Below are 20,648 nucleotides of genomic sequence, written 5' to 3' on the forward strand. Positions count from 1 at the left end.
CAATCCATTCTTCACCCAGCCGACAGGTCTGGCGCGCGCCAACAGCGGCGCGGGCTATCGCGTGATCGATCAGACCGGCAAGACCGTGCTGGAAAAATGGGGCGACGGCATGCCGCTGGCTTCGATGCAGCGCGTCGTCTTCAACGACGACGAGGGCTCATCGAGCATTCTGGTGGACCTGCAGGGCCGCGAGATCGCACGCCTGCCGGGCCGGTACGCCGTCGACTATGACAAAGCCAGCGAGGGTGTGGTGCCCTACAGCGATGGCGACAACAAATACGGCTTCATCGACGCGAGCGGCAAACGTGTCGTGGGTGCGCACTTCAACCAGCTTGGTCCTATGAAAGACGGCCTGGCGCGGGCCCGCCGCCTGGAACGCACGGGCAAGCTGTATGGCTACGTCGACCTGACCGGACGCTATGCGGTTGCGCCGGCGTTCACGTGGGCGGACGACTTTCACGAAGGGCGCGCGCTAGTGCGCCGCAATCGGCTGGTCGAGTACATCGACACCAAGGGCAACACGACCGCGCTGTTTGGTGTGCTGTGCGACACGGTCGTGATCGTGGACGCGCAGGACCGCCAAAGCTGGCCGCCCCAGAAACTTACTTGCCCCGAGGCCGCCGGCATAGAGCCGCCGGTCGCCGAGACCGCCAACGCCAACGCCAACGCAGAATGATCATGACGTCACGCGTGCTACGAACCACCCGCATCGCTTGCGCCCTCGCCGCGCTGGGCGTGTCCCTGTCCGCGCAGGCGCAAACCGGCTATACGCAGTCGATGCACCTGTATTGCATGAGCGAGCCCGAGTACCAGGCCTATCCAGCCGCCGACGATATCTCGTCGCGCAATCCGTTCGGCAATGGCTGCATTCGGGATCTGCACGACGGCCGCGCCGCGGTGCTGCTGCCTTCCGCCATCGAGAACATCGACCGCGTGCCGCGCGACAGCTCGCTGCGCCGCCACGCATGGGGTTTTCTGGACCGGAACGGCCGCGTCGCGATCGAGCCGATCTTCGAGGCGGTGCGCGACTTCCGCCACGGTCTGGCCGCCGTCAAGTGGCAGGGCAAGTGGGGATTCATCGACCAGAACGGCCGCATGGCCGTCCCGCCCCGCTTCGACGCGGTGCAGGACTTCGTCGAGATCGGTTTGGCGGTAGTCACGCTGGACGGCAAGCCGTTGCTGATCGACCGGCAGGGCAATCCTGCGGGCGAGCCCTTCGAGGACGTGGTGCGCGCCGTGCGCCTGTCCGATGGCGTGCCCGCGCGGGCCACGGTCCAGTACAAGGAGGAATATCGCTCGGCCACCGGCGAGCGCCGCTACGGCGGAACCGGCGTCGTGATCACGCGCCCCCTGGGCGACAAGGGCTTGTACATCGCCACCAACGGCGAGTCCAAGTACGGCGTGGTCGACAAGGACTGGAACTGGGTCGTTGAGCCGGTGCTGGACGACATCTACACGCAGGACAGCGGCGACCTGGCCACCGGCTACGGCGCTGACGGCGCGGTGATGGTGACGGCGGACGGCAAGCTGATCGGCGCGGACCAACAGTACGAAAGCATGACGCCTGTCGGCAAGACCTTCTACAGCGCGGCGCTGCCGCGGCGCGCGGGCTTTGCGGTGCTGGACCGCAACGGCGCGGTGGTCGCGACGCTGACGGATGAAGAAGGCCAGGCGTCGCAACGTTTTGCCGACACCATCGTGTATCCGTCCGGAGAGCACCTGATGGCGCTGGTGCCGGGACAACCCGCCCCCGTGACGCTGGGCAAGGGCCTGCGGGCTGGCGACGAACTCGAAGGCTACGTGCTTTTCATGGACGACTCGAGCCGCGCCGCTGGACTGCTGACGCCCACGGGCGCGTGGCTGCACGGTGACACCGCGCCGGCGTGGCTGGCAGACGCCAACCGCATGGCGACGCGCGATGGCAAGGTGTGGCTGTCCGACGCGCAAGGCGCGCTGCTCAATGTGGTGGACAAGGACGGCAGGGCGCTTCTCAAGCCGGAGACGGTGCAGGCGCTTCAAAACCAGCAACTGCAGCCGCTGGCGGCCAGCGTGCCGGGCGGTCCGCTGGGCCTTCTGGGTCAAAGCCATTGCCATTGCGACGATGTCCAGGTGGGACTGCTGCTGGCCGATGGCAGCACGGTCACCGATTCGTCCTGGTCCGCGGTGACGCCGTTGGACGACACCGACCGCGGCTACGACGCCGGGCTCACGGCAGACCAGTTGCGCTATGCGGCGGAAACTGCGGACGGCATGGTGCTGCTGGATGCGCGCGGCAAGCCTATCGACCTGCCCGCGCAGCAGCACATCGGCATGTACCACCATGGCTACGCGCAGGTGTATGGCGACGGTGTGGTGCGGATGATCGACCGCGCGGGCAAGACGTTCGAGCTGCCCGAGAATTTCGACACGCAGGTCGTCGCGCCGGGCGTGGTGCGCTTTATCAAGACGGCGGCCGACGGCGCGCCGTGGGGCTTGTACGATTTCGTGGCCGGCAAGGAGCTGGCCCCGCCGGCTTTCCGCAGCATCGGTGAATTCCAGAACGGTCAGGCAATCGCTTCGCTGGGCGCGGGCCGTGTCGGCGTCATCGACGTGCAAGGGCGGTGGATCCTGCCGGCCAGCCATCTAGGCGCGGAACGCGTGAACGACACGCTGTGGCGCGTGACGCAGCCGGGCAAGCAAGAGAACGAATACGAGCGTCCCGCCGCAGTCTTCAATACCCAGGGCAAGGCGCTGACCGCGTTCATGCGCGGGTTGCAGGTGGGCGATTTTGGAGACGGCTCCGTCAGCGCGGGCAATAGCGAGCGCCGCTGGATCATCTCGCCGGACGGCGCGGACGCGCTGGACATGAAGGACGCCGACTACGTCCGCCTGGGCGACTGGATGGAGATCCGCCGTGCCGACCGTCAGGGTTATCTGAACGCCAGCGGCGTCTGGCAGATCGCGCCCTCGTCCCGCATCGGCACCGCGTTCCAAGGCACGCCGGCGCGCGCGCTGGCGGCGGACGCCGCGGGCACGCACGTGATGGACGCCAACGGCAAGATCCTGGCGACACTGCGTCAGGGCGAATGGAGCTGGCCGCCGCGTTCCGACCTGCTGATCCGCCATTACACGGCGGACCGCGGAACCATGACGGACTACACCGACCTCTCGGGCAAGACCCGGCTGACAGTCGAAGGCATGGGGTCGGCATTCTCGGAAGGACGCGCCGTGACGCAGCTGTCCGGCGGCGGTGTGCGTTGGGTGGATGCCAAGGGCGCGCTGACGGGTCCGGCCTTCGACGCGCTGGGTCCAATGCGCGAAGGCCTGGCGCCCGCCAGCGAAGACCGCAGCTACGGCTACGTGAACGGCCAGGGCCAGTTCGCCATTCCGGCCCAGTTCCAGGCCTTGTCGGGCTTCACAAACCAGCGCGCGGTGGTGACCACGGAAGAGGACTCGCGCATCATCGACCCCGCCGGCCACATGCTGGCGCAGGTGAAGATGCAATGCGGCATCCGCACGCTGTACGGCGCCGCCGGCCAGCGGCTGTGGCCGCTGCGCATGCCGCACGGCTGCAAGCGCACGGCGGCGTCGCGCGCCTACTGAGCGTCCAGCGCCAGATAGCGGCGGGTCTGCACGATCTCTTCGCGCTCCTTGAAGCTGGTCAGGCGGTCCGCCAGCGCGCTGCTGTCGCCCGTCTGCCGGATGGCCTGGAGCGTGGCCTGCATCGCGTGGATTGCCGCGCGCTGCAGGTCAGAAGGGATGATCGCCAGGCGATAGCCCATCGCGGCAAGATCCGGCAGCGGCACCAGCGGCGTCTTGCCGCCGTAGAACATATTGATGAGCTTGAGCCCCGGCAGCCGCTTGGCAATGGCGTGAATCTGCGCGAGCGTCTCGGGCGCCTCGACGAAGATCATGTCCGCGCCGGCCTTCAGGTAAAGCTCGGCGCGCGCGATGGCGGCGTCAAAGCCTTCGACCGCGATGGCGTCCGTGCGCGCGATGACCAGCGTGTCCGCGTCTGCAAGCGTCTGGCGCGCGATGTGGACCTTGCGGGCCATCTCGGCGGCGTCCACCAGCGTCTTGTCGTCCAGGTGGCCGCAGCGCTTGGGAAAGGACTGGTCTTCGATATGGAACGCGGCCACGCCGGCGCGTTCCATGGTGCGCACCGTTCGCTCCACATTGGCCGATCCGCCAAATCCGGTGTCCGCGTCCGCCACCACGGGCAGGCCGCTGGCCTCGACGATCTTTTCCACGCGGTCCATGACTTCGGTGAAGCTGAGCAGGCCGATGTCCGGATAGCCGGCGGCGCGCGCAATGGCGCCGCCGCTGGCGTACACCGCTGAAAATCCGGCCGCGGCGACCAGGCGGGCCGACAGGCCGTCGTACGCGCCGGGCGCCACCACAATGCTGTCGGAAAGATGTTGGCGCAGTCGCGCGCCGGGGGATGGCGTGGCAGTCATGATGGGCATTCCTTCAATGCGGCGTTCTGATGCCCGCATGATCCGCGCTCGCAATTAGAATGTCCAATATATGGAAAATTGTTAATTGGTACGTTTTGGATATCAAAATGGAACTGCGTCATCTCCGCTATTTCGTCGTCACCGCCGAGGCCCAGCATTTCACGCGCGCGGCCGAATTGCTGAACATGGCGCAGCCGCCGCTCAGCCAGCAGATCCGCCAGCTTGAACAGGAAGTAGGCACGCCGCTGTTTGACCGCACCGGCCGCGGCGTGGCGCTGAACGACGCGGGACGCGCATTCCTGGCGTGCGCGCAGGACATCCTGCAACGCGCGGACGCCGCGGTGCGCACGGCCCAACGCGCCGCGCGCGGCGAGGTCGGTGAATTGACGTTGGGATTTACCGAGTCGGCGTCCTTCAATGGCGTGGTGACCGAGCTGATCCGGCAATACCGCGAGCGCTACCCGGAGGTCGAAATGACGCTGTCGCAAGGGGACAGCGAAACGCTCGTGGCGCAGTTGCGCGACGGTACGATCGACGCCGCGTTCGTGCGTCCGCCCTTCGCGCTGGATGGCGGGCTGGCGTTCACGCAATTGGTGGAAGAACCGCTGGTGGTGGCGCTGCCGCTGGGCCATGCGTTGACGCGCCGCAAGCGCCTCGCCCCCGCCGACCTGCAGCACGAGACCTTCATTCTGTATTCGCGCAAATCAGGCTATGGGCTTAGCGCGGACATCATGGCGGCGTGCCGTCAGCACGGCCTGAATCCGCGTATCGGGCAACAGGCGCCGCAGTTGTCGTCGGCCGTGAACCTGGTGGCGGCGGGCATGGGTGTGGCGATCGTGCCGGCGTCGCTGCGCCATCTGCGGCCGGACGGCGTGGTTTATCGACCGTTCGCGCTTCAATGGCCGCGCGCGGTGCTGGGTTTGGCCTTGCGCGACGCGCCGGGCGGACGAGCCGCGAATCTGCTGGCGCTGGCGCGGGCCTCCGGCAAGCGCTGACGCGTCCATATCGGGGCGTCCGTATCGAGGCGTCCTTATCGTGGCGCGCAGATTTCCATCCGCTCAATCGTCGTGCGATTCATGCACGGCGACCGCGCCGCGCTTCCAGTAGCTGGCCGCGCGAATGCGGCTCTTGTCGATGCCGTGCTGCGCCACCATGATTTCGCGGACCGCTTTTGCCGTGGCCGATTCTGCCGCCACCCACACATAACCTTCGCCAGACGGCAGCGCCAGTTCGCGCGCGGCTTGCAGCAGCAGCGTGCTGTAGCCCGGCGCGGTGCCGTTGCGATGCAACCAGCGCACCGACAACGTCGCGGCCGTTTGCAGCGGGATCTCGTTGGACGCCGCCGGCACTTCGATCAACACCAGCGCCTGTGCCGAGGCGGGCAGTTCTTCCAGCCGCCGCGCAATGGCGGGCAGCGCGGTCTCGTCGCCGATCAGCACATGCCAATCGAACGCCGTCGGCACCACGAACGAACCGCGCGGCCCGCCGATGCCCAGCTGCTGCCCGGGCGCGGCCTGTTCCGCCCACGTCGAGGCGGGGCCGTCCCCGTGCAGCACGAATTCGATTTCCAACTCCTGGCGCGCCGTATCGAAGCGGCGCGGCGTGTAGTCGCGCGCCGCGGGCCGGGGCACACCATCAGGAAACTTGATGCCGTCGGGTCCAGCCGTGGGAAGCACGGGAGGTTGCGAGGAATCGGCGGGAAAGAAGATCTTGACGTGGTCGTCGAAAGACGCGGACACGAAGTCCTGCAGGTCTTCGCCGGTGAAGGTGATGCGCGCAAGCAAGCCGGCAACGCGCTCCACGCGCGCCACAGTTAGCGTGCGCATCTTCAGGGTGTGGCGCACGCGCGCCACCGTGAGGTCGCTTTGAGTCATGGAAACTCCAGTTGGATAAGACAGGATCACGCGCCGGACTTGCCGGTGATCTCGTCGGTCGCACGCGCCAGGATGGCCGCGATGCGTCGTTGTTCGGCGGGCGAGGCGTCGGTGCGGTCCAGGAGCGCGCGCTTGAGCGCCTGGCGCGCCTCCACGAACTCGGGCAGCCAGCCGGTGCGGGCGTCTTCGCCCTCGGGTCCGGTGTTCCGGGGCTGACCGCTCCAGGCCTGGCGCATGTAGTCCATCTTGCGCGCCACATGCTTGAGCTTGTTGAACATCAGCGTCAGGCGGTCGCGATTGGCGTCCAGATGAGCCTTGCCCGGGTCCGCCAGGTGATAGCGCTTCTTGGCGCCCTCGGGTTCAACGGTGGCGTAGCCCAGCTCTTCCAGATAGGTCAGTGCGGGGTAGACCATGCCGGGGCTGGGCGTATAGAAGCCATTGCTGAGCGCGCCCAGCGCCTTGATGAGTTCGTAGCCGTGGCTGGGATTCTGTTCCAGCAAGCCGAGCAGCATCAGTTGCAGGTCGTCGCTGGATACTTTGCGGCTGCGGGTGAAACCCCGGCCGTCGCCGCCGAACCCGTCCGCATCCCCGCGTCCATCGGATGAACCGGAAAACCAATCGCCGCCCGCGCTGGCGTAGCGCGGGTGATGGTGACCGTGATGGGGATGATGCGGATGGTGGGGGTGATGGGGATGATGATGGCGATGGGCCGCGGTCATCGAATGGAATTGGCGCATGAGTAGATCTTAAGATATGTTTTACGATAGGTCGTACGATATACCTCACACGCCGGACTCGTCAACTCCGCCATCCCCCCTCGCTGCCCCGAAGACCCACGACGCGGCTATTCCGTGGAGCCGCGCGGCGCGCCCGCGTTGGCCTGCACCCATCGCGCAAAGTCCGCGGCACGGGGCTCGTCCGGCGCGGGCGCATAAATCACGAGCCGCAGGTGGCGTCTTTCATCAACGCTCAAGGTGGCGTGCTCGAACGCGATCTCGCCCAGCGATTCCACGTGCAGCGTGCGCAGGCCCATACACGTGCCGTGCACATCGTGCTCGCGCCACCACGACTGGAATTCGGGCGACACGTGCTCCAATTCGTCGACCAGCTCGGCGATGTCGGACACGCCGGCGGCGCTGGCGAAATCGCGCCGGAACGAGGACAGCATCCGCGGCGCTTGCGCCGTCCAGTCCACAAAGCGTTCGCGCATTGCAGGATCCACAAACAGCATCCAGAGCAGGTTGCGCCGGCCCGGCGCCTGTCCGGAAAAATTGAACACCTTGTCCGCCGCGGCGTTCCACACCACTACGTCCCAACGCAGATTCAGGATGTAGGCGGGGCGCGCGGGCAGGTCATCCATCAGGCGGCGGACCTGCGCGGGAACGGTGCACCACGTGCGGCCGGTCTCGGCCGGTGGGCGCTGGTGCGCAAGCAGATACAGATGGCGGCGCTCGGCGTCGTCCAGCCGCAGCACGCGGGCCAGGTTCTCCAGAAAGGCGGCCGACACGCTGATGTTGCGGCCCTGTTCAAACCACGTGTACCAGGCCAGTCCAACGCCGGCCAGCGCTGCCACTTCCTCGCGGCGCAGCCCGGGCGTGCGTCGGCGGCGTCCGGGCGGCAGCCCAAGGTCGGCGGGGCTGAGCCGTTCGCGGCGCAGCCGCAGGAAGTCGGACAGATCGGCGCGTGTGCGCTCCAGACGGCTGGCGATGGCGGGTTCAGTCATGACGCTGTTGCAGGAAGTAATAGCATAAACAGCTAAATTGTATAAGGCTAAAGGTCTGCCCAGAATAGCGCCGATCCTGACTTTTCGGACGCTTTCATGTCGACCACTACCCTTCCCGCCACACCTTCGGCCGCCCCTGCCGACCCCACTTCCCCACGACTCGGCAAGCTCGGCCTGGCGGTGCTGCTATCCGGCGGCTTCATCACCATCTTCGACCTCTTCGTCGTAAACGTGGCCATCCCCAGCATGCAGGCCACGCTGTCAGCCAGCTTCGCGCAGATCAACTTCATCATCGTCGCCTACGAACTGGCGTACGGCGTGCTGCTCATTGCGGGCAGCCGATTGGGCGACCGCCATGGCAGGCGCCGCTTGTTCATGCTGGGCATGGCGGGCTTCGCGCTGGCGTCGGCGCTGTGCGGCGTGGCGCCCACGCCGCACACGCTGATCGCCGCGCGCATCCTGCAGGGCGCGACGGCGGCCCTGCTGTTTCCACAGGTTTACACGCTGATCCGCGTCGGCTTCGAGGGGCATGCGCGGCAGCGGGCGTTCGGGCTGCTGGGCATGACGCTGGGCCTGGCGGCCATCGCCGGGCAGGTGCTGGGCGGATGGATCGTCCATGCGGATCTGTTCGGATTGGCGTGGCGCGCCATCTTTCTGATCAATCTGCCGCTGGGGCTGCTGGCATGCTGGCTCGCCCGGCACATGCCGGAGTCCGTCGAGCCCTCGGGCGCGGCAATGGACTGGCCCGGCGCCGCGCTTGTGGGTCTGGGGTTGGCGTTGCTGCTGCTGGCCCTGATCGAAGGCCCCGCACAGCAGTGGCCCGCCTGGACGCTGGCCTGCTCCGCAGCCTCGGTGATTGCGCTGGCGGCTTTCGTGCGGCTGCAGCGCCGGATTGCCGCGCGCGGCGGCGTGCCGCTGGTGGAGATGGCCTTGCTGGCGCAGCCGCGCTTTGCGGCGGGGTGCCTCGTCGTGATGCTGGTGTTCTCAACGGCCAGCGCCATGTTTCTTTGCTACGCCTTGCTGGTGCAGACGGGCTTCGGACGGGATGCGCTGACGGCAGGCTTGATCTTCGCGCCTGCCAGCGTCGGATTCGTGGCCGGGTCGATGGTGGCGCCAAGGTTGGTCGCCCGGTATGGCACGCGCGCGATCGCGCTGGCCGCGCTGCTGTACGGCGGGGCGACGGCGGCACTGATGATGCAGACCGGCATCGCCGGCGCCAGCCTGTCACCGTGGACATTGCTGCCTGCGCTGGTGTGGCTGGGCGCGGCGCAAGGCGCGGTCAACACGCCGCTGGTCAACCTGGCAATGGGGCTGGTCGAGGACCGCCAGGCCGGCATGGCGGCGGGCGTGGTGTCGACCTTGCAGCAGGTGGGCGCGGCGCTGGGCGTGTCGGCGGCCGGCATGCTGTATGGCGGCGCGTTGGAGACTTACGCGGATGCCAGCGCAGCAGAGCGCCATGCGCAGGCGTTCGCGTCGGCCATGCAGTTCAATGTCGCGGCCATCCTGGTGGCGGCCACCTTGTTATGGCGGCTGGGCCGTCATCGCTGACGGCCCGTCGTCCCGTTGCGCGGGGCCATTACCCCGCTGACAACTCACGCGCGCGTTGCTGCGCCTTGTGCACGGCCTCGGTGATGGCCTGGGCCACGCCAGCCTGCTGCATGTGCGACAGCGCGGCGTAAGTCGTGCCGCCCTTGGACGTGACACGCTCCTGCAATTCGGTCAGCGGAATGTCTTCGCTCGCGGCGAGTTCCGCCGCGCCGCGGAAGGCGGCCACGGCCAGCCGGCGCGCGTCGGCGGGCGCGAAGCCCAGTTCGACGGCGCCCTTTTCCAGCGCCGCCATGAAATGGAACACGTAGCCCGGGCCGCTGCCCGTCACGGCGGTGACGGCGTCGATCATGGCTTCGGTATCGGTCCAGATGCGTTCGCCGACGGCCGCGAACAGCGCGTCGACCTGATCGCGCTGCGCCTGTTCGCAAGCCGGCGTGGCAAAGAGGCCAGTCATGCCCAAGCCCACCTTGGCCGGCGTGTTGGGCATGGCGCGCACGATGCGCGCGTGGCCGCCCAGCCATTCCGACAACGCGGCCAGCTCGACGCCCGCCGCGATGCTGACCACGGTGGCTTCTGCCGGCAGATGCTGCCGGACCTGGCCGCAGGCTTCGCGCAGCACTTGCGGCTTTGTGGCCAGCACGCACAGGGCGGCATCGCCGATATCGGCGCTGACGCTTTCCTGGCAGGGAAGCCCGCGTGCGACCAGCGCCTCGCGCGTCGGCGCATAGGGTTCGATCACCAGAAAATCGGTCAGCGCCCGGCCCTGGCCGAGCAGTCCGTCGATGATGGCGGAGGCCATATTGCCGCCGCCGATGAAGACAATTTTTTCACGCATGTTGCTTCAGTTCCGAAGTAGGGATTGCGGACCGGACCGGCATGGGTGAGATGCCGGCGCGCGGATCATTGATGCGACAGTCTACGGGCATTGCGGAGGGTCACGACCCCGCCAGCGGCACGCCCGCCTGCGACGACGACCGCGTGCCGGGCAGCGGATAGCAGGATTCGGGGTGATACGTATGGACCACCGACAGCTTCACGCGGTCGCTGCTGTTGCCCTGCGCGGCGTGCAAGGTGCGGCAATGAAAGAACACCACGTCGCCGGCTTGCAGTTCCGGACAGACGGCGCGCGCGATCCACTCGGCGTTCTGCGGCACGTCCTCGCGGAAGAATTTCTTGTCGTCGAACTGGTCCGGCGTGTACGCCGCCGCGTGCGAGCCCGGAATGAACGACAGGCCGCCATTGGCACGCGTCTCCGGCCCCAGGGCCAGCCAACAGGACACCAGGTCCGTGTCCGAGAACGACCAATAGCGGATGTCCTGATGCCAGCCCGTCAGGCTGCCGTACGCCGGATGCTTGGTCATCACGCAGTTGTGGTGCACGGTGGACAGCACCGGCGTTTCGTTGAAATAACGCGTCAACCACTGGCCGGTGCGCGGATCGGTGGCCCATTGGGCGAACAGCGGATCGCGCGCGTAGGCGTTGAGCAGGCGACGCACGGTCAGTCCGCCTTCTGCCGCGCGGGATTGCGGCGCGCCGGGATAGCGCAGGTCAGCTTCGTATTCGATGGGTGCGACGTGATCGCGCAAATGGCGTTCGGCCAGCGCGCGCAGCGCGGCAACCTGTTCCTGGCTGGCGAACTGGCGCGCCACCACGAAGCCCTGCTCGCGCAGGACGGCTATCTGATCATCAGGCAATAACCCGGACATCTCGATCCTCACAGCCCGCGGCGTAGGCGGCGCGTCTGCGGGCGGGCAGGCGCGCACCGGGCAAGGCGCCGGTCACGCGGGATGGCTAGATTACCAAATGGCAAGGCCGCCGGGCGGCTCCCGCGTCCTCAACCCGCGGGCGTCTTCTCGGGGCGGACGGGCGGCGGCGTGAGCCGGGCGGCGTCGCGTTCCTGGACCTCGTGGTGGACCCATTCGCGCCAGACGGCCACCAGCAGCGCCATCAGCACCGGGCCGACGAACAATCCCACGATGCCCATGGTCTTCACGCCGCCCACCAGCCCGAAGAAGGTCGGCAGGAAAGGCAGCTTGACCGGGCCGCCCACCAGGCGCGGGCGCAACGTCTTGTCGACGATGAAGAGTTCGACGCTGCCCCAGACCATCAGCGCGATGCCGGCGACCACATGGCCGGAGCCGACGAGATACAGGGACACCAGCGTGAACGACAACGGCGCACCGCCCGGGATCAAGGCCATGAAGCCGGTAACCACGCCCAGCAGCACGGGCGACGGCACCCCCGCCACCCAATACGCGATGCCCAGCACCACGCCTTCGCCCAGCGCGATCAGGCCCATGCCGGTGACGGTGGAATTGATGGTGGCCGGGACAACGCGCGAAAATCGCTGCCAGCGCGCGGGCAGGATGCGTTCGCCCAGGACGTCGAGCTGCGCAACCATGCGGATGCCGTCCTTGTAGACGAAGAACAGCGTGATCAGCATGAAAAGAACGGTCAGCAGCAACTGGAACACGTTGCCGGTGGCGGCCAGCGCCATGCGGTAGATGTTGCCCAGGTGTTCGCCGCTGACGGCTTCGACCAGCGCGCCCAGCGCGTGGGGCTGGCCGATATAGGATTGCCAGTACTGTCCCAGGCGATCGCCCACCACCGGCAGAGAGGATATCCACGCGGGCACGTCAACGCCGTGACGGTTGGCCGCGATGGCCCAGGCGACAAAAGCGCTGGCTTCCTTGATGGCGTAGGACAGCGCCAGCGACAACGGGACGATCAGCACCACGACGACGACCAGCAGCGCCAGCGATGCGGCAACTGCCGTGCGGCCGCCGCAACGGACGACGAGGCGTTGGTACAGGGGCCAGCTGGCCAGGCCGATGATCAGCGCCGCCAGGGCCGGAACCAGGAATCCGCTAAGAAAGTAAACCCCCGCCAACAGCACAAGCAGCAACAGCCAACGGGCGATCAGGTAAGCGGGTAGAACAGGCTGCATAGCGGATCGACTGTAAGGGCGTTGTAGGCTTTGACTGTCGGACTATACAGACGTTTCATGCGATTCGAGGGACGCAAGGGCTGTATTTACTACGGGGTTTCCCGTGCTTAACGCAGATGGCGGACCCGAGGGTCCGCCATGTCGTCATGCAACCAGCGCGTATTTACAGCAGGTATTCGGCGGCTTCTTCGCGCGCGGTGCGGCGGCGCGGCGCCATGTCTGCCAGCGCGGGGATCGCCGGCACGGGGGGCTGCGCCGAGGCGGTCTGTCCCTGGTTGCGCTGATAGACGGCGCAGGACGCGGCGGCCGGATCGGTCTCGTCGCGCCCGCTGAGCAGCGGGCATCCGGCAAACAATTCGGCCACCCAGTCGGTGAAGGCCCGCACCTTGGGCGACAACTGCCGGCTCTGCGGATACAGCACCGAAATCGCCGTGGAGCTGGGCTTCCACTGGGGCAGGATCTCGATCAGCTCGCCCGATTGCAGGTACGGCAGCGCCATGTAGCGCGCGGTCTGGATGAGGCCAAAGCCCTTCAGCCCGCAATCCAGATAGGCGCCCGCTTCGTTCACGGCCACCGTGCCCTTCATGTCGACTTCCTGGTGCTTGCCGTCCACTTTGAAGTCCCACGCGCAATTGCGGCCGGTGCGGCTGGAGAAATAATGCACCGCGTGGTGGTCGCGGAGCGATTCGATCGTCTGCGGCATACCGTGGCGCGCCACGTAGGTGGGCGACGCGCAGGTCACCGTCTGCAGGGTGCCGATGCGGCGCGCGACCAAGCTGGAATCCTCGAGGTCGCCGGCACGGATGACGCAGTCCACGGCCTCCTGGACCATGTCGACCGGACGGTCGCCCAGGCCCAGCACCAGCTCGACGTCAGGGTATTTGTCGTGAAAATCACACAATGAGGGAATCAGGATCAGCCGGCCGATGCAGGTCGGCACGTCGATGCGCAGGCGGCCCTTGAGCCGCAGGGCCGCTTCCTGGAAGCAGGCCTCGGTCTCTTCCACGTCGGCCAGGATGCGCACGCAATGCTGGTAATAGCCCGCACCGTCGGGCGTCAAGCCGATCCGGCGCGTGGTGCGATTCAACAGGCGAACGCCCAGGAGGCGTTCCAGATTCTGAATGATGGTGGTGACGGTGGTGCGCGGAAGCGATAGGCTGTCGGCCGCCCGGGTGAAGCTATTGGCGTCCACGACGCGCACAAACACCTGCATAGCCTGAAAGCGGTCCATGGCAAGGGTGTCCTTAGGCAAATAAGTCGGGGTGGACGGAGCATAACCCGATTTCGCCCCTGATTAGTCATTTCTCACGAACAGTGTTGCCGGGATAGATAGGTTTATCCGCCCGGACAAAACACTCAGAATGCAAACCATCTTGAAGTGCCCTTGCCGCCCGGCGCAAGAAAAGGGCATGTCAATCCTCAGATTCCGCACCCGCAGCGACCGCCCTGATCAGGCGCCCGCCGCCTCTGGATAAGCGACCCCGGTCGATGCTGCGCCGCAGCATATCCATATAGCCCTGGATTCTTAGGAATGGCATCCCCGCCCCGCCGACTCCTCGTCTCCTCATCCCGGGCAAGCGCGCTTCCGCCTCTAGAAAACCACTCAAGGAAACACCATGGTTTCGCGTAAACGTATTGCTGTGCTCGTCGTATTTGCAGCCGTGCTGGCGGCGGGCGGCGGCTACGCCCTCACCCGCGGCCCCGCGGGCGGCAATGTCGCGATGGCGCAGGGCGCCCCCGCCGCGCCGCCCGTCGAGGTTGCGGAAGTCGTCAACAAGACCATCGTCGACTGGCAGCGCTACTCCGGCCGCCTCGAAGCGATCGACCGCGTCGATATCCGCCCATTGGTGTCCGGCACGCTGACCGCCGTGCATTTCCGGGACGGCAGCATCGTCAAGAAGGGCGACGTGCTCTTCACCATCGACCCGCGCCCCTACGCGGCCGAGGTGGACCGCGCCGCCGCGGCGCTGACCGCCGCCAAGGCGCGCGCCGCCTACACGGCCTCGGAACTGGCCCGCGGCCAGCGCCTGCTGACCGACAACGCAATCGCCCGCCGCGACTTCGAGGAAAAGCAGAACGCCGCACGCGAAGCCGCCGCCAACTTGCAGGGCGCTCAGGCCGCGCTGGACTACGCCAAGCTCAACCTGGGCTACACGCGCATCGAAGCCCCCGTCGACGGCCGCGTGTCGCGCGCCGAGGTCACCGTGGGCAACGTGGTCGCCGCCGGCGCCGCATCAGTGCCGCTGACCACGCTGGTGTCGGTGTCCAAGATGTACGCATCGTTCGACGTGGACGAACAAACGTTCCTGCGCTACGTGAACCCCACCCGCAACGGCCGCAATGGCGCGGTACCGGTGGAACTGGGCCTGGCCAATGAAGACGGTTACTCGCGCACCGGCACCGTGCAATCGGTGGACAACCGCCTGGACGCCACCTCCGGCACCATCCGCGTGCGTGCCGAGTTCGACAACGCCGACGGCACCCTGCTGCCGGGCCTTTACGCCCGCATCCGTCTGGGCGGCAGCGAGCCCCGCGAGGCCGTGCTGATCGACGAACGCGCCATCGGCACCGACCAGGACAAGCGCTTCGTGCTGGTGCTGGACGACAAGAACCACGCCGTCTATCGCCAGGTGAAGCTGGGCGCCAATCAGGAAGGTCTGCGCGTGGTCGATACCGGCCTCGCTGCCGGCGAGCGCATCGTCGTCAACGGCCTGCAGCGCATCCGACCCGGCGACGCCGTGACCCCGACCGTTGTCCCCATGGTTGCCGCCAAGCGCAACCCGGTCCAGACCGCCTCGGCGCAGAACTGAGCCGACGCGTCGAACGAGAACGTTTATGAATATCTCGAAATTCTTCATCGACCGGCCGATCTTCGCCGGCGTGCTGTCGATCCTGGTGCTGCTGGCGGGCCTGTTGGCCATGTTCCAGCTGCCCATCTCCGAATACCCCGAAGTCGTGCCGCCGTCCGTGGTGGTGCGCGCGCAGTATCCGGGCGCCAACCCCAAGGTCATCGCCGAAACCGTCGCCTCGCCGCTGGAAGAATCCATCAACGGCGTCGAGAACATGCTGTACATGCAGTCGCAAGCCAACAGCGACGGCAACCTGACGCTGACGGTGAACTTCAAGCTGGGCGTGGATCCTGACAAGGCGCAGCAGCTCGTGCAGAACCGCGTGTCGCAGGCGCTGCCGCGCCTGCCGCCGGACGTGCAGCGCCTGGGCGTGACCACGGTCAAGAGCTCGCCCACGCTGACGCTCGTCGTGCACCTGATCTCCCCCAACGACCGCTACGACATCACCTACCTGCGCAACTATGCGATCCTGAACGTCAAGGACCGCCTGTCGCGCATCACAGGTGTTGGCGAAGTGACGGTGTGGGGATCGGGCAACTACTCCATGCGCGTGTGGCTCGATCCGCAAAAGGTCGCGCAGCGCGGCATGACCGCCTCCGAAGTCGTCAACGCGATCCGCGAACAGAACGTGCAGGTCGCCGCCGGCGTGATCGGCGCCTCGCCCACGCAGGGCGACGTGCCGCTGCAATTGAACGTGAACGCGCGCGGGCGCCTGCAAACCGAGGAAGAATTCCGCGACATCATCCTGAAGACCTCGCCGGACGGCGCCGTGACGCACCTGTCCGACGTCGCCCGCGTGGAACTGGACGCCCAGGAATACGGCCTGCGTTCGCTCTTGAACAACAAGCAGGCGGTCGGCATGGGCATCATGCAGTCGCCAGGCGCCAACGCGCTGGACGTGTCCAGCCAGGTGCGCGCCGCCATGACCGAGCTGGCGCAGGACTTCCCGCCGGGCGTCGAATACCGCATCGAATACGACCCCACGCAGTTCGTGCGCTCCAGTATCGAAGCCGTCGTGCACACCCTGCTCGAAGCCATCGCGCTGGTCGTGCTGGTCGTGATTCTGTTCCTGCAGACCTGGCGCGCGTCCATCATCCCGCTGCTCGCGGTGCCCGTGTCCATCGTCGGCACGTTCGCACTGCTGCTGATGTTCGGCTACTCCATCAACGCGCTGTCGCTGTTCGGCATGGTGCTGGCCATCGGGATCGTGGTGGACGACGCCATCGTGGTCGTCGAAAACGTCGAGCGCAACATCGCGGCGGGCTTGAGTCCACGCGATGCGACCTATCGCGCCATGCGCGAAGTCAGCGGCCCCATCATCGCCATCGCGCTGACGCTGTGCGCCGTGTTCGTGCCGCTTGCCTTCATGACGGGCCTGACCGGCCAGTTCTACAAGCAGTTCGCCATGACCATCGCCATCTCGACGGTGATCTCGTCCTTCAACTCGCTGACCCTGTCGCCCGCCCTCTCGGCCCTGCTGCTCAAGAGCCACCACGACAAGCCCGACTGGCTGACCCGCGGCATGAACCGCGTCTTCGGCCGCTTCTTCAACTGGTTCAACAACATGTTCGGCCGCGCGTCCGAGTCCTACGGCACGGGCGTGGCCAGCGTCATCCGCCGCAAGGCCGGCGCGATGGGCGTCTATGCCGTGCTGGTCGCCGCCACCATCGGCGTGTCGTACCTCGTGCCCGGCGGCTTTGTGCCCGCGCAGGACAAGCAGTACCTGATCGGCTTCACGCAACTGCCCAACGGCGCCTCGCTGGACCGCACCGAAGACGTGATCCGCCGCATGAGCGACATCGCCCTGAAGGAACCTGGCGTGCAATCCGCCATCGCCTTCCCCGGCCTATCCATCAACGGCTTCACCAACAGCTCCAGCGCCGGCATCGTGTTCGTCACGCTCAAGCCCTTTGGCGAACGCAACAACGCCGAGCTGTCCGGCAACGCCATTGCCGCCTCGCTGAACCAGAAGTTCGCGGCCATCCAGGACTCGTTCATTGCCGTGTTCCCGCCCCCGCCCGTCATGGGCCTGGGCACGCTCGGTGGATTCAAGCTCCAGCTCGAAGACCGCTCGGCCCTTGGCTATGCAGAACTGGACAAGGCCAAGCAGGCCTTCCTGGAAAAGGCGCGCCAGACGCCGGAACTGGGCCCCGCGTTCTCCAGCTACGAGATCAACGTCCCGCAGCTCGACGTCGACCTGGACCGCGTCAAGGCCAAGCAGCTTGGCGTGCCGGTGACCGAAGTCTTCGACACCATGCAGATCTATCTGGGCTCCATGTATGTCAACGACTTCAACCGCTTCGGCCGCGTGTTCCAGGTGCGTGCTCAGGCTGACGCGCCCTTCCGCGCGCACGCCGACGACATCCTGCAACTGAAGACCCGCAACGCCGCCGGCGACATGGTGCCGCTGTCCTCGCTGGTCACCGTCAAGCAGACGTTCGGCCCCGAAATGGTCGTGCGCTACAACGGCTACACCGCCGCCGACATCAACGGCGGCCCGGCCCCCGGCTACTCGTCCGACCAGGCGCAAGCCGCTGCCGAGCGCGTTGCCGCCGAAACCCTGCCGCGTGGCGTCAAGTTCGAATGGACCGACCTCACTTACCAGCAGATCCTCGCGGGCAACGCCGGCCTGTGGGTGTTCCCCATCAGCGTCCTGCTCGTCTTCCTGGTGCTGGCCGCGCTGTACGAAAGCCTGACCCTGCCGCTCGCCGTGATCCTCATCGTGCCGATGAGCATCCTGGCCGCGCTGACCGGCGTCTACCTTACCGGCAACGACAACAACATCTTCACGCAGATTGGCCTCATGGTGCTGGTGGGACTGTCCGCGAAGAACGCGATCCTGATCGTTGAATTTGCCAGAGAGCTCGAAATGAACGGCCGCACGCCGCTCGAAGCCGCCATCGAAGCCAGCCGCCTGCGCCTGCGTCCCATCCTGATGACGTCCATCGCGTTCATCATGGGCGTGGTGCCGCTGGTGCTGTCCTCCGGCGCCGGTTCCGAGATGCGCCACGCCATGGGTGTCGCCGTGTTCTTCGGCATGCTCGGCGTGACCCTGTTCGGCCTGTTCCTCACGCCGGTGTTCTACGTCCTGCTGCGCTCGCTCGGCGGCAAGAAGCTGCACTCGGCCGCGCCGCATGAAGCGCCCGTCTGCGTGCCTCACATCGACCCGAACGCGCCGCCCGCTCCGCAACACCACGCGTAAGCCGACAGAAAAAAGAGTAGCCAGCGCGTCCCGTCCGTGATCGAACGGGACGCGCGCCAAAGAGAAACGTCATCATGATCAAAAGACTGACCCGAGGATCCGCCCTGCTCGCCATGCTGCTCGTGCTGGCCGGCTGCGCGGTGGGTCCCACCTACCAGCGTCCCACGGCCGACACGCCCGCCGCCTTCAAGGAAGCCGCACTGCCCGCCTCCGAAGCCGGCACCTGGAAGCCCGCCGAACCCTCCGAAGACGCCCTGCGCGGCGCGTGGTGGAAGGTCTTCAACGACGAAGGTCTGAACCAGCTTGAAGAAGAAGCCCAGCGCGCCAACCAGGACCTGCAGGCCGCCGCCGCCCGCTTGAACCAGGCCCGCGCCCTGCAACGCGAAGCGCGATCCGGCTTCTTCCCCAGCCTGGACGCCGGTTTCGGCCCCAACCGCCAACGCCCCTCGGCCGTGTCCCAAGGCCTGCCCGACGGCACGTCCACCTCGGCCGTCACGACTTGGCGCGCGCAAGGCGCCGTCTCATACGAAGCCGACCTCTTCGGCCGCGTCGCCTCCACCGTCGACGCCGCCACCGCCGACGCCCAGCAAAGCGAAGCGCTCTACCGCTCCGTCCTGCTCGCCCTGCAAGCCGACGTCGCCACCACCTACTTCCTGGTGCGCGAGCAGGACGCCGAATCGCGCCTCTACCACCAGACCGTCAAGCTGCGCACCGACACGCTGCAGCTCATCCAGCGCCGCTACGACGCTGGCGACATCAGCGAACTCGACCTGGCGCGCGCCAAGGCCGAACTCGCCTCCGCGCAATCCGAGGCCCTCGGCATCGACCGCCGCCGCGCCACCGCCGAACACGCACTGGCCGTGCTGCTCGGCCGCGCTCCGTCGGAATTCACCATGCCGCCGCAGCCCATCGAAAAGATCGCGCTGACCATCCCCGCCGGCCTGCCGTCCACGCTGCTCGAACGCCGCCCCGACATCGCCGCCGCCGAACGCGCCATGGCCGCCGCCAACGCCCGCGTCGGCGCCGCCAAGTCCGCGTTCTTCCCGCGCCTGGACATCACCGGCGCGTTCGGCTACGAGTCCTCGGAACTGGGCAACCTCTTCCAATGGTCCAGCCGCACGTTCCTCCTCGGCCCCCTGGTCGGCGCCGCCCTGTCCATGCCGATCTTCGACGGCGGCCGCCGCCAAGCCGGCCTGGACCGCGCCCGCTCCGTCTACGAGGAAGACGTCGCCGTCTACCGGCAGACCGTCCTGAACGCGTTCCGCGAGGTGGAAGACAACCTGGCCAACCTGCGCATTCTTGCCGACCAGACCAAGGCCCAAAACGAGGCGGTGGAAGCGGCTACGCGCGCCGCGAAGCTCTCGCACACGCAGTATCGCGAAGGCTCCATCAGCTATCTGGACGTGATCGAAGCCGACCGCAGCGTTCTCTTGCAGCAACGCGTGTCGGTGCAGCTGACTGCCGAACAAGCCCGGTCGACGGTGGGATTGATCCGCGCCATCGGCGGCGGCTGGGATAACCCGGTCCCGCCGGAGCAGGTCGCGACGAAGTAAAGGCGGAGCAGGCTGGTGTCTGACACCGGAGGGGTTCTTAACCCGGTGTCAGACACCCCGCATAGGTCGGCTTCACTCGTTACGGGTGCGCCTCAGGGGTGTCAGACACCTGGCGCCGCGCCAACCAACACAGCACCGCCAAAACCCACCCCAGCGCCAGCGCGCAGCGTCCTCACCACGACGCAAGACATCGAGTAAGCCCCACCAGGCCGCCCGCGCGGCCGACGTGGGGCGGGCCCCGCAAGACGCTTCAAACCACAACGAGCGTCCAAAAAAACTCAAGAACCCCACCCGCCCCAGCGTCATGCCGAAGTCACTCCACCGCAGCCCGGCGTGGCGGTGGCCTGGGTGCGCGGGGCGTGTAGATGCGCCCGAGGGAATCCGAAGGCAGACGCCGCAGGCGGCAACGAGGATGACGACGGGGCAGTCCGGAGCGAAGGCTCCGGACCGCAATCGTAGCCCCGCGCACCCAGGCCGCCGCCGCGCCGGGCGTCTAAAGAACCCACCCCGCACCAA

14 protein-coding genes and 1 pseudogene are annotated in these 20,648 nt (G+C 67.0%); 7 read left to right on the forward strand and 8 right to left on the reverse strand.

The features are described 5' to 3' along the window. Positions 1-289: 289 nt before the first annotated feature. Both ASD71_RS28580 and ASD71_RS02755 read left to right on the forward strand, forming a co-directional pair. Positions 290-676 (forward strand): annotated as a pseudogene (locus ASD71_RS28580) (WG repeat-containing protein); the annotation flags it as partial. Positions 677-678: 2 nt separating this feature from the next. After that, the gene (locus tag ASD71_RS02755) at positions 679-3,582 is read left to right on the forward strand and encodes a WG repeat-containing protein (protein ID WP_056566342.1); all 2,904 of its coding nucleotides are present in this window, start codon (positions 679-681) and stop codon (positions 3,580-3,582) included. On the opposite strand, the gene ASD71_RS02760 is transcribed toward ASD71_RS02755, so the two are convergent. Then, a complete protein-coding gene (locus ASD71_RS02760; protein ID WP_056559608.1) occupies positions 3,576-4,436 on the reverse strand; it encodes an oxaloacetate decarboxylase in 861 nt (286 codons plus the stop codon). The two genes, ASD71_RS02755 and ASD71_RS02760, sit on opposite strands and share 7 nt — an antisense overlap. Positions 4,437-4,543: 107 nt before the next feature. Between ASD71_RS02760 and ASD71_RS02765 the strand changes: the two genes are divergently transcribed. Beyond that, positions 4,544-5,431 carry a LysR family transcriptional regulator gene (locus ASD71_RS02765; protein ID WP_056559611.1) on the forward strand — a complete coding sequence of 296 codons (888 nt, stop codon included), beginning with the start codon at positions 4,544-4,546 and terminating at the stop codon, positions 5,429-5,431. 63 nt (positions 5,432-5,494) lie between these two features. On the opposite strand, the gene ASD71_RS02770 is transcribed toward ASD71_RS02765, so the two are convergent. The 3 genes from ASD71_RS02770 to ASD71_RS02780 all read right to left on the reverse strand — a co-directional run bounded on the left by ASD71_RS02770 (position 5,495) and on the right by ASD71_RS02780 (position 8,033). Further along, entirely contained in the window at positions 5,495-6,310 is an 816-nt protein-coding gene (locus tag ASD71_RS02770) for a siderophore-interacting protein (RefSeq protein WP_056559614.1), read from the reverse strand. A gap of 26 nt (positions 6,311-6,336) precedes the next feature. Next, entirely contained in the window at positions 6,337-7,029 is a 693-nt protein-coding gene (locus ASD71_RS02775; protein WP_369818957.1) for a PadR family transcriptional regulator, read from the reverse strand. A 125-nt stretch (positions 7,030-7,154) separates the two neighbouring features. Continuing rightward, positions 7,155-8,033, reverse strand: a complete 879-nt coding sequence (locus ASD71_RS02780) for a helix-turn-helix transcriptional regulator (protein ID WP_056559620.1) — start codon at positions 8,031-8,033, stop codon at positions 7,155-7,157. Between the two features lie 96 nt (positions 8,034-8,129). Between ASD71_RS02780 and ASD71_RS02785 the strand changes: the two genes are divergently transcribed. After that, positions 8,130-9,581 carry an MFS transporter gene (locus ASD71_RS02785; RefSeq protein WP_056559623.1) on the forward strand — a complete coding sequence of 484 codons (1,452 nt, stop codon included), beginning with the start codon at positions 8,130-8,132 and terminating at the stop codon, positions 9,579-9,581. 28 nt (positions 9,582-9,609) lie between these two features. Here the strand turns inward: ASD71_RS02785 and proC are convergent, their stop codons facing one another. The 4 genes from proC to ASD71_RS02805 all read right to left on the reverse strand — a co-directional run bounded on the left by proC (position 9,610) and on the right by ASD71_RS02805 (position 13,759). After that, positions 9,610-10,416, reverse strand: coding sequence for a pyrroline-5-carboxylate reductase (gene proC, locus ASD71_RS02790; RefSeq protein WP_056559626.1), 807 nt, complete (start codon positions 10,414-10,416; stop codon positions 9,610-9,612). Positions 10,417-10,516: 100 nt separating this feature from the next. Continuing rightward, positions 10,517-11,287, reverse strand: coding sequence for a phytanoyl-CoA dioxygenase family protein (locus tag ASD71_RS02795; RefSeq protein WP_056559629.1), 771 nt, complete (start codon positions 11,285-11,287; stop codon positions 10,517-10,519). A gap of 128 nt (positions 11,288-11,415) precedes the next feature. Beyond that, entirely contained in the window at positions 11,416-12,528 is a 1,113-nt protein-coding gene (locus tag ASD71_RS02800) for an AI-2E family transporter (RefSeq protein ID WP_056559631.1), read from the reverse strand. Positions 12,529-12,691: 163 nt separating this feature from the next. Continuing rightward, entirely contained in the window at positions 12,692-13,759 is a 1,068-nt protein-coding gene (locus tag ASD71_RS02805; protein WP_056559636.1) for a LysR family transcriptional regulator, read from the reverse strand. A 385-nt stretch (positions 13,760-14,144) separates the two neighbouring features. Here ASD71_RS02805 and ASD71_RS02810 point away from each other — a divergent pair, with 385 nt between their 5' ends. From ASD71_RS02810 to ASD71_RS02820, 3 genes are all read left to right on the forward strand, one after another. Beyond that, entirely contained in the window at positions 14,145-15,338 is a 1,194-nt protein-coding gene (locus tag ASD71_RS02810; protein ID WP_056559639.1) for an efflux RND transporter periplasmic adaptor subunit, read from the forward strand. Between the two features lie 25 nt (positions 15,339-15,363). Continuing rightward, a complete protein-coding gene (locus ASD71_RS02815) occupies positions 15,364-18,579 on the forward strand; it encodes an efflux RND transporter permease subunit (protein WP_056559644.1) in 3,216 nt (1,071 codons plus the stop codon). 74 nt (positions 18,580-18,653) lie between these two features. Further along, a complete protein-coding gene (locus ASD71_RS02820) occupies positions 18,654-20,132 on the forward strand; it encodes an efflux transporter outer membrane subunit (RefSeq protein ID WP_056559646.1) in 1,479 nt (492 codons plus the stop codon). Positions 20,133-20,648 lie beyond the last annotated feature (516 nt).

This window comes from Achromobacter sp. Root565, assembly GCF_001427425.1.
Taxonomy (GTDB): domain Bacteria; phylum Pseudomonadota; class Gammaproteobacteria; order Burkholderiales; family Burkholderiaceae_B; genus Achromobacter; species Achromobacter spanius_D.

Excerpts from the sequence above, each read along its gene's own strand:
- ASD71_RS02770 (WP_056559614.1), bottom strand. The coding sequence starts at position 6,310 with ATGACTCAAAGCGACCTCACGGTGGCGCGCGTGCGCCACACCCTGAAG.
- ASD71_RS02775 (WP_369818957.1), bottom strand. The coding sequence starts at position 7,029 with ATGACCGCGGCCCATCGCCATCATCATCCCCATCACCCCCACCATCCG.
- ASD71_RS02785 (WP_056559623.1), top strand. The coding sequence starts at position 8,130 with ATGTCGACCACTACCCTTCCCGCCACACCTTCGGCCGCCCCTGCCGAC.
- ASD71_RS02800 (WP_056559631.1), bottom strand. The coding sequence starts at position 12,528 with ATGCAGCCTGTTCTACCCGCTTACCTGATCGCCCGTTGGCTGTTGCTG.
- ASD71_RS02805 (WP_056559636.1), bottom strand. The coding sequence starts at position 13,759 with ATGGACCGCTTTCAGGCTATGCAGGTGTTTGTGCGCGTCGTGGACGCC.
- ASD71_RS02810 (WP_056559639.1), top strand. The coding sequence starts at position 14,145 with ATGGTTTCGCGTAAACGTATTGCTGTGCTCGTCGTATTTGCAGCCGTG.
- ASD71_RS02795 (WP_056559629.1), bottom strand. The coding sequence starts at position 11,287 with ATGTCCGGGTTATTGCCTGATGATCAGATAGCCGTCCTGCGCGAGCAG.
- ASD71_RS02820 (WP_056559646.1), top strand. The coding sequence starts at position 18,654 with ATGATCAAAAGACTGACCCGAGGATCCGCCCTGCTCGCCATGCTGCTC.
- ASD71_RS02760 (WP_056559608.1), bottom strand. The coding sequence starts at position 4,436 with ATGACTGCCACGCCATCCCCCGGCGCGCGACTGCGCCAACATCTTTCC.
- ASD71_RS02780 (WP_056559620.1), bottom strand. The coding sequence starts at position 8,033 with ATGACTGAACCCGCCATCGCCAGCCGTCTGGAGCGCACACGCGCCGAT.
- ASD71_RS02815 (WP_056559644.1), top strand. The coding sequence starts at position 15,364 with ATGAATATCTCGAAATTCTTCATCGACCGGCCGATCTTCGCCGGCGTG.
- proC (WP_056559626.1), bottom strand. The coding sequence starts at position 10,416 with ATGCGTGAAAAAATTGTCTTCATCGGCGGCGGCAATATGGCCTCCGCC.
- ASD71_RS02755 (WP_056566342.1), top strand. The coding sequence starts at position 679 with ATGACGTCACGCGTGCTACGAACCACCCGCATCGCTTGCGCCCTCGCC.
- ASD71_RS02765 (WP_056559611.1), top strand. The coding sequence starts at position 4,544 with ATGGAACTGCGTCATCTCCGCTATTTCGTCGTCACCGCCGAGGCCCAG.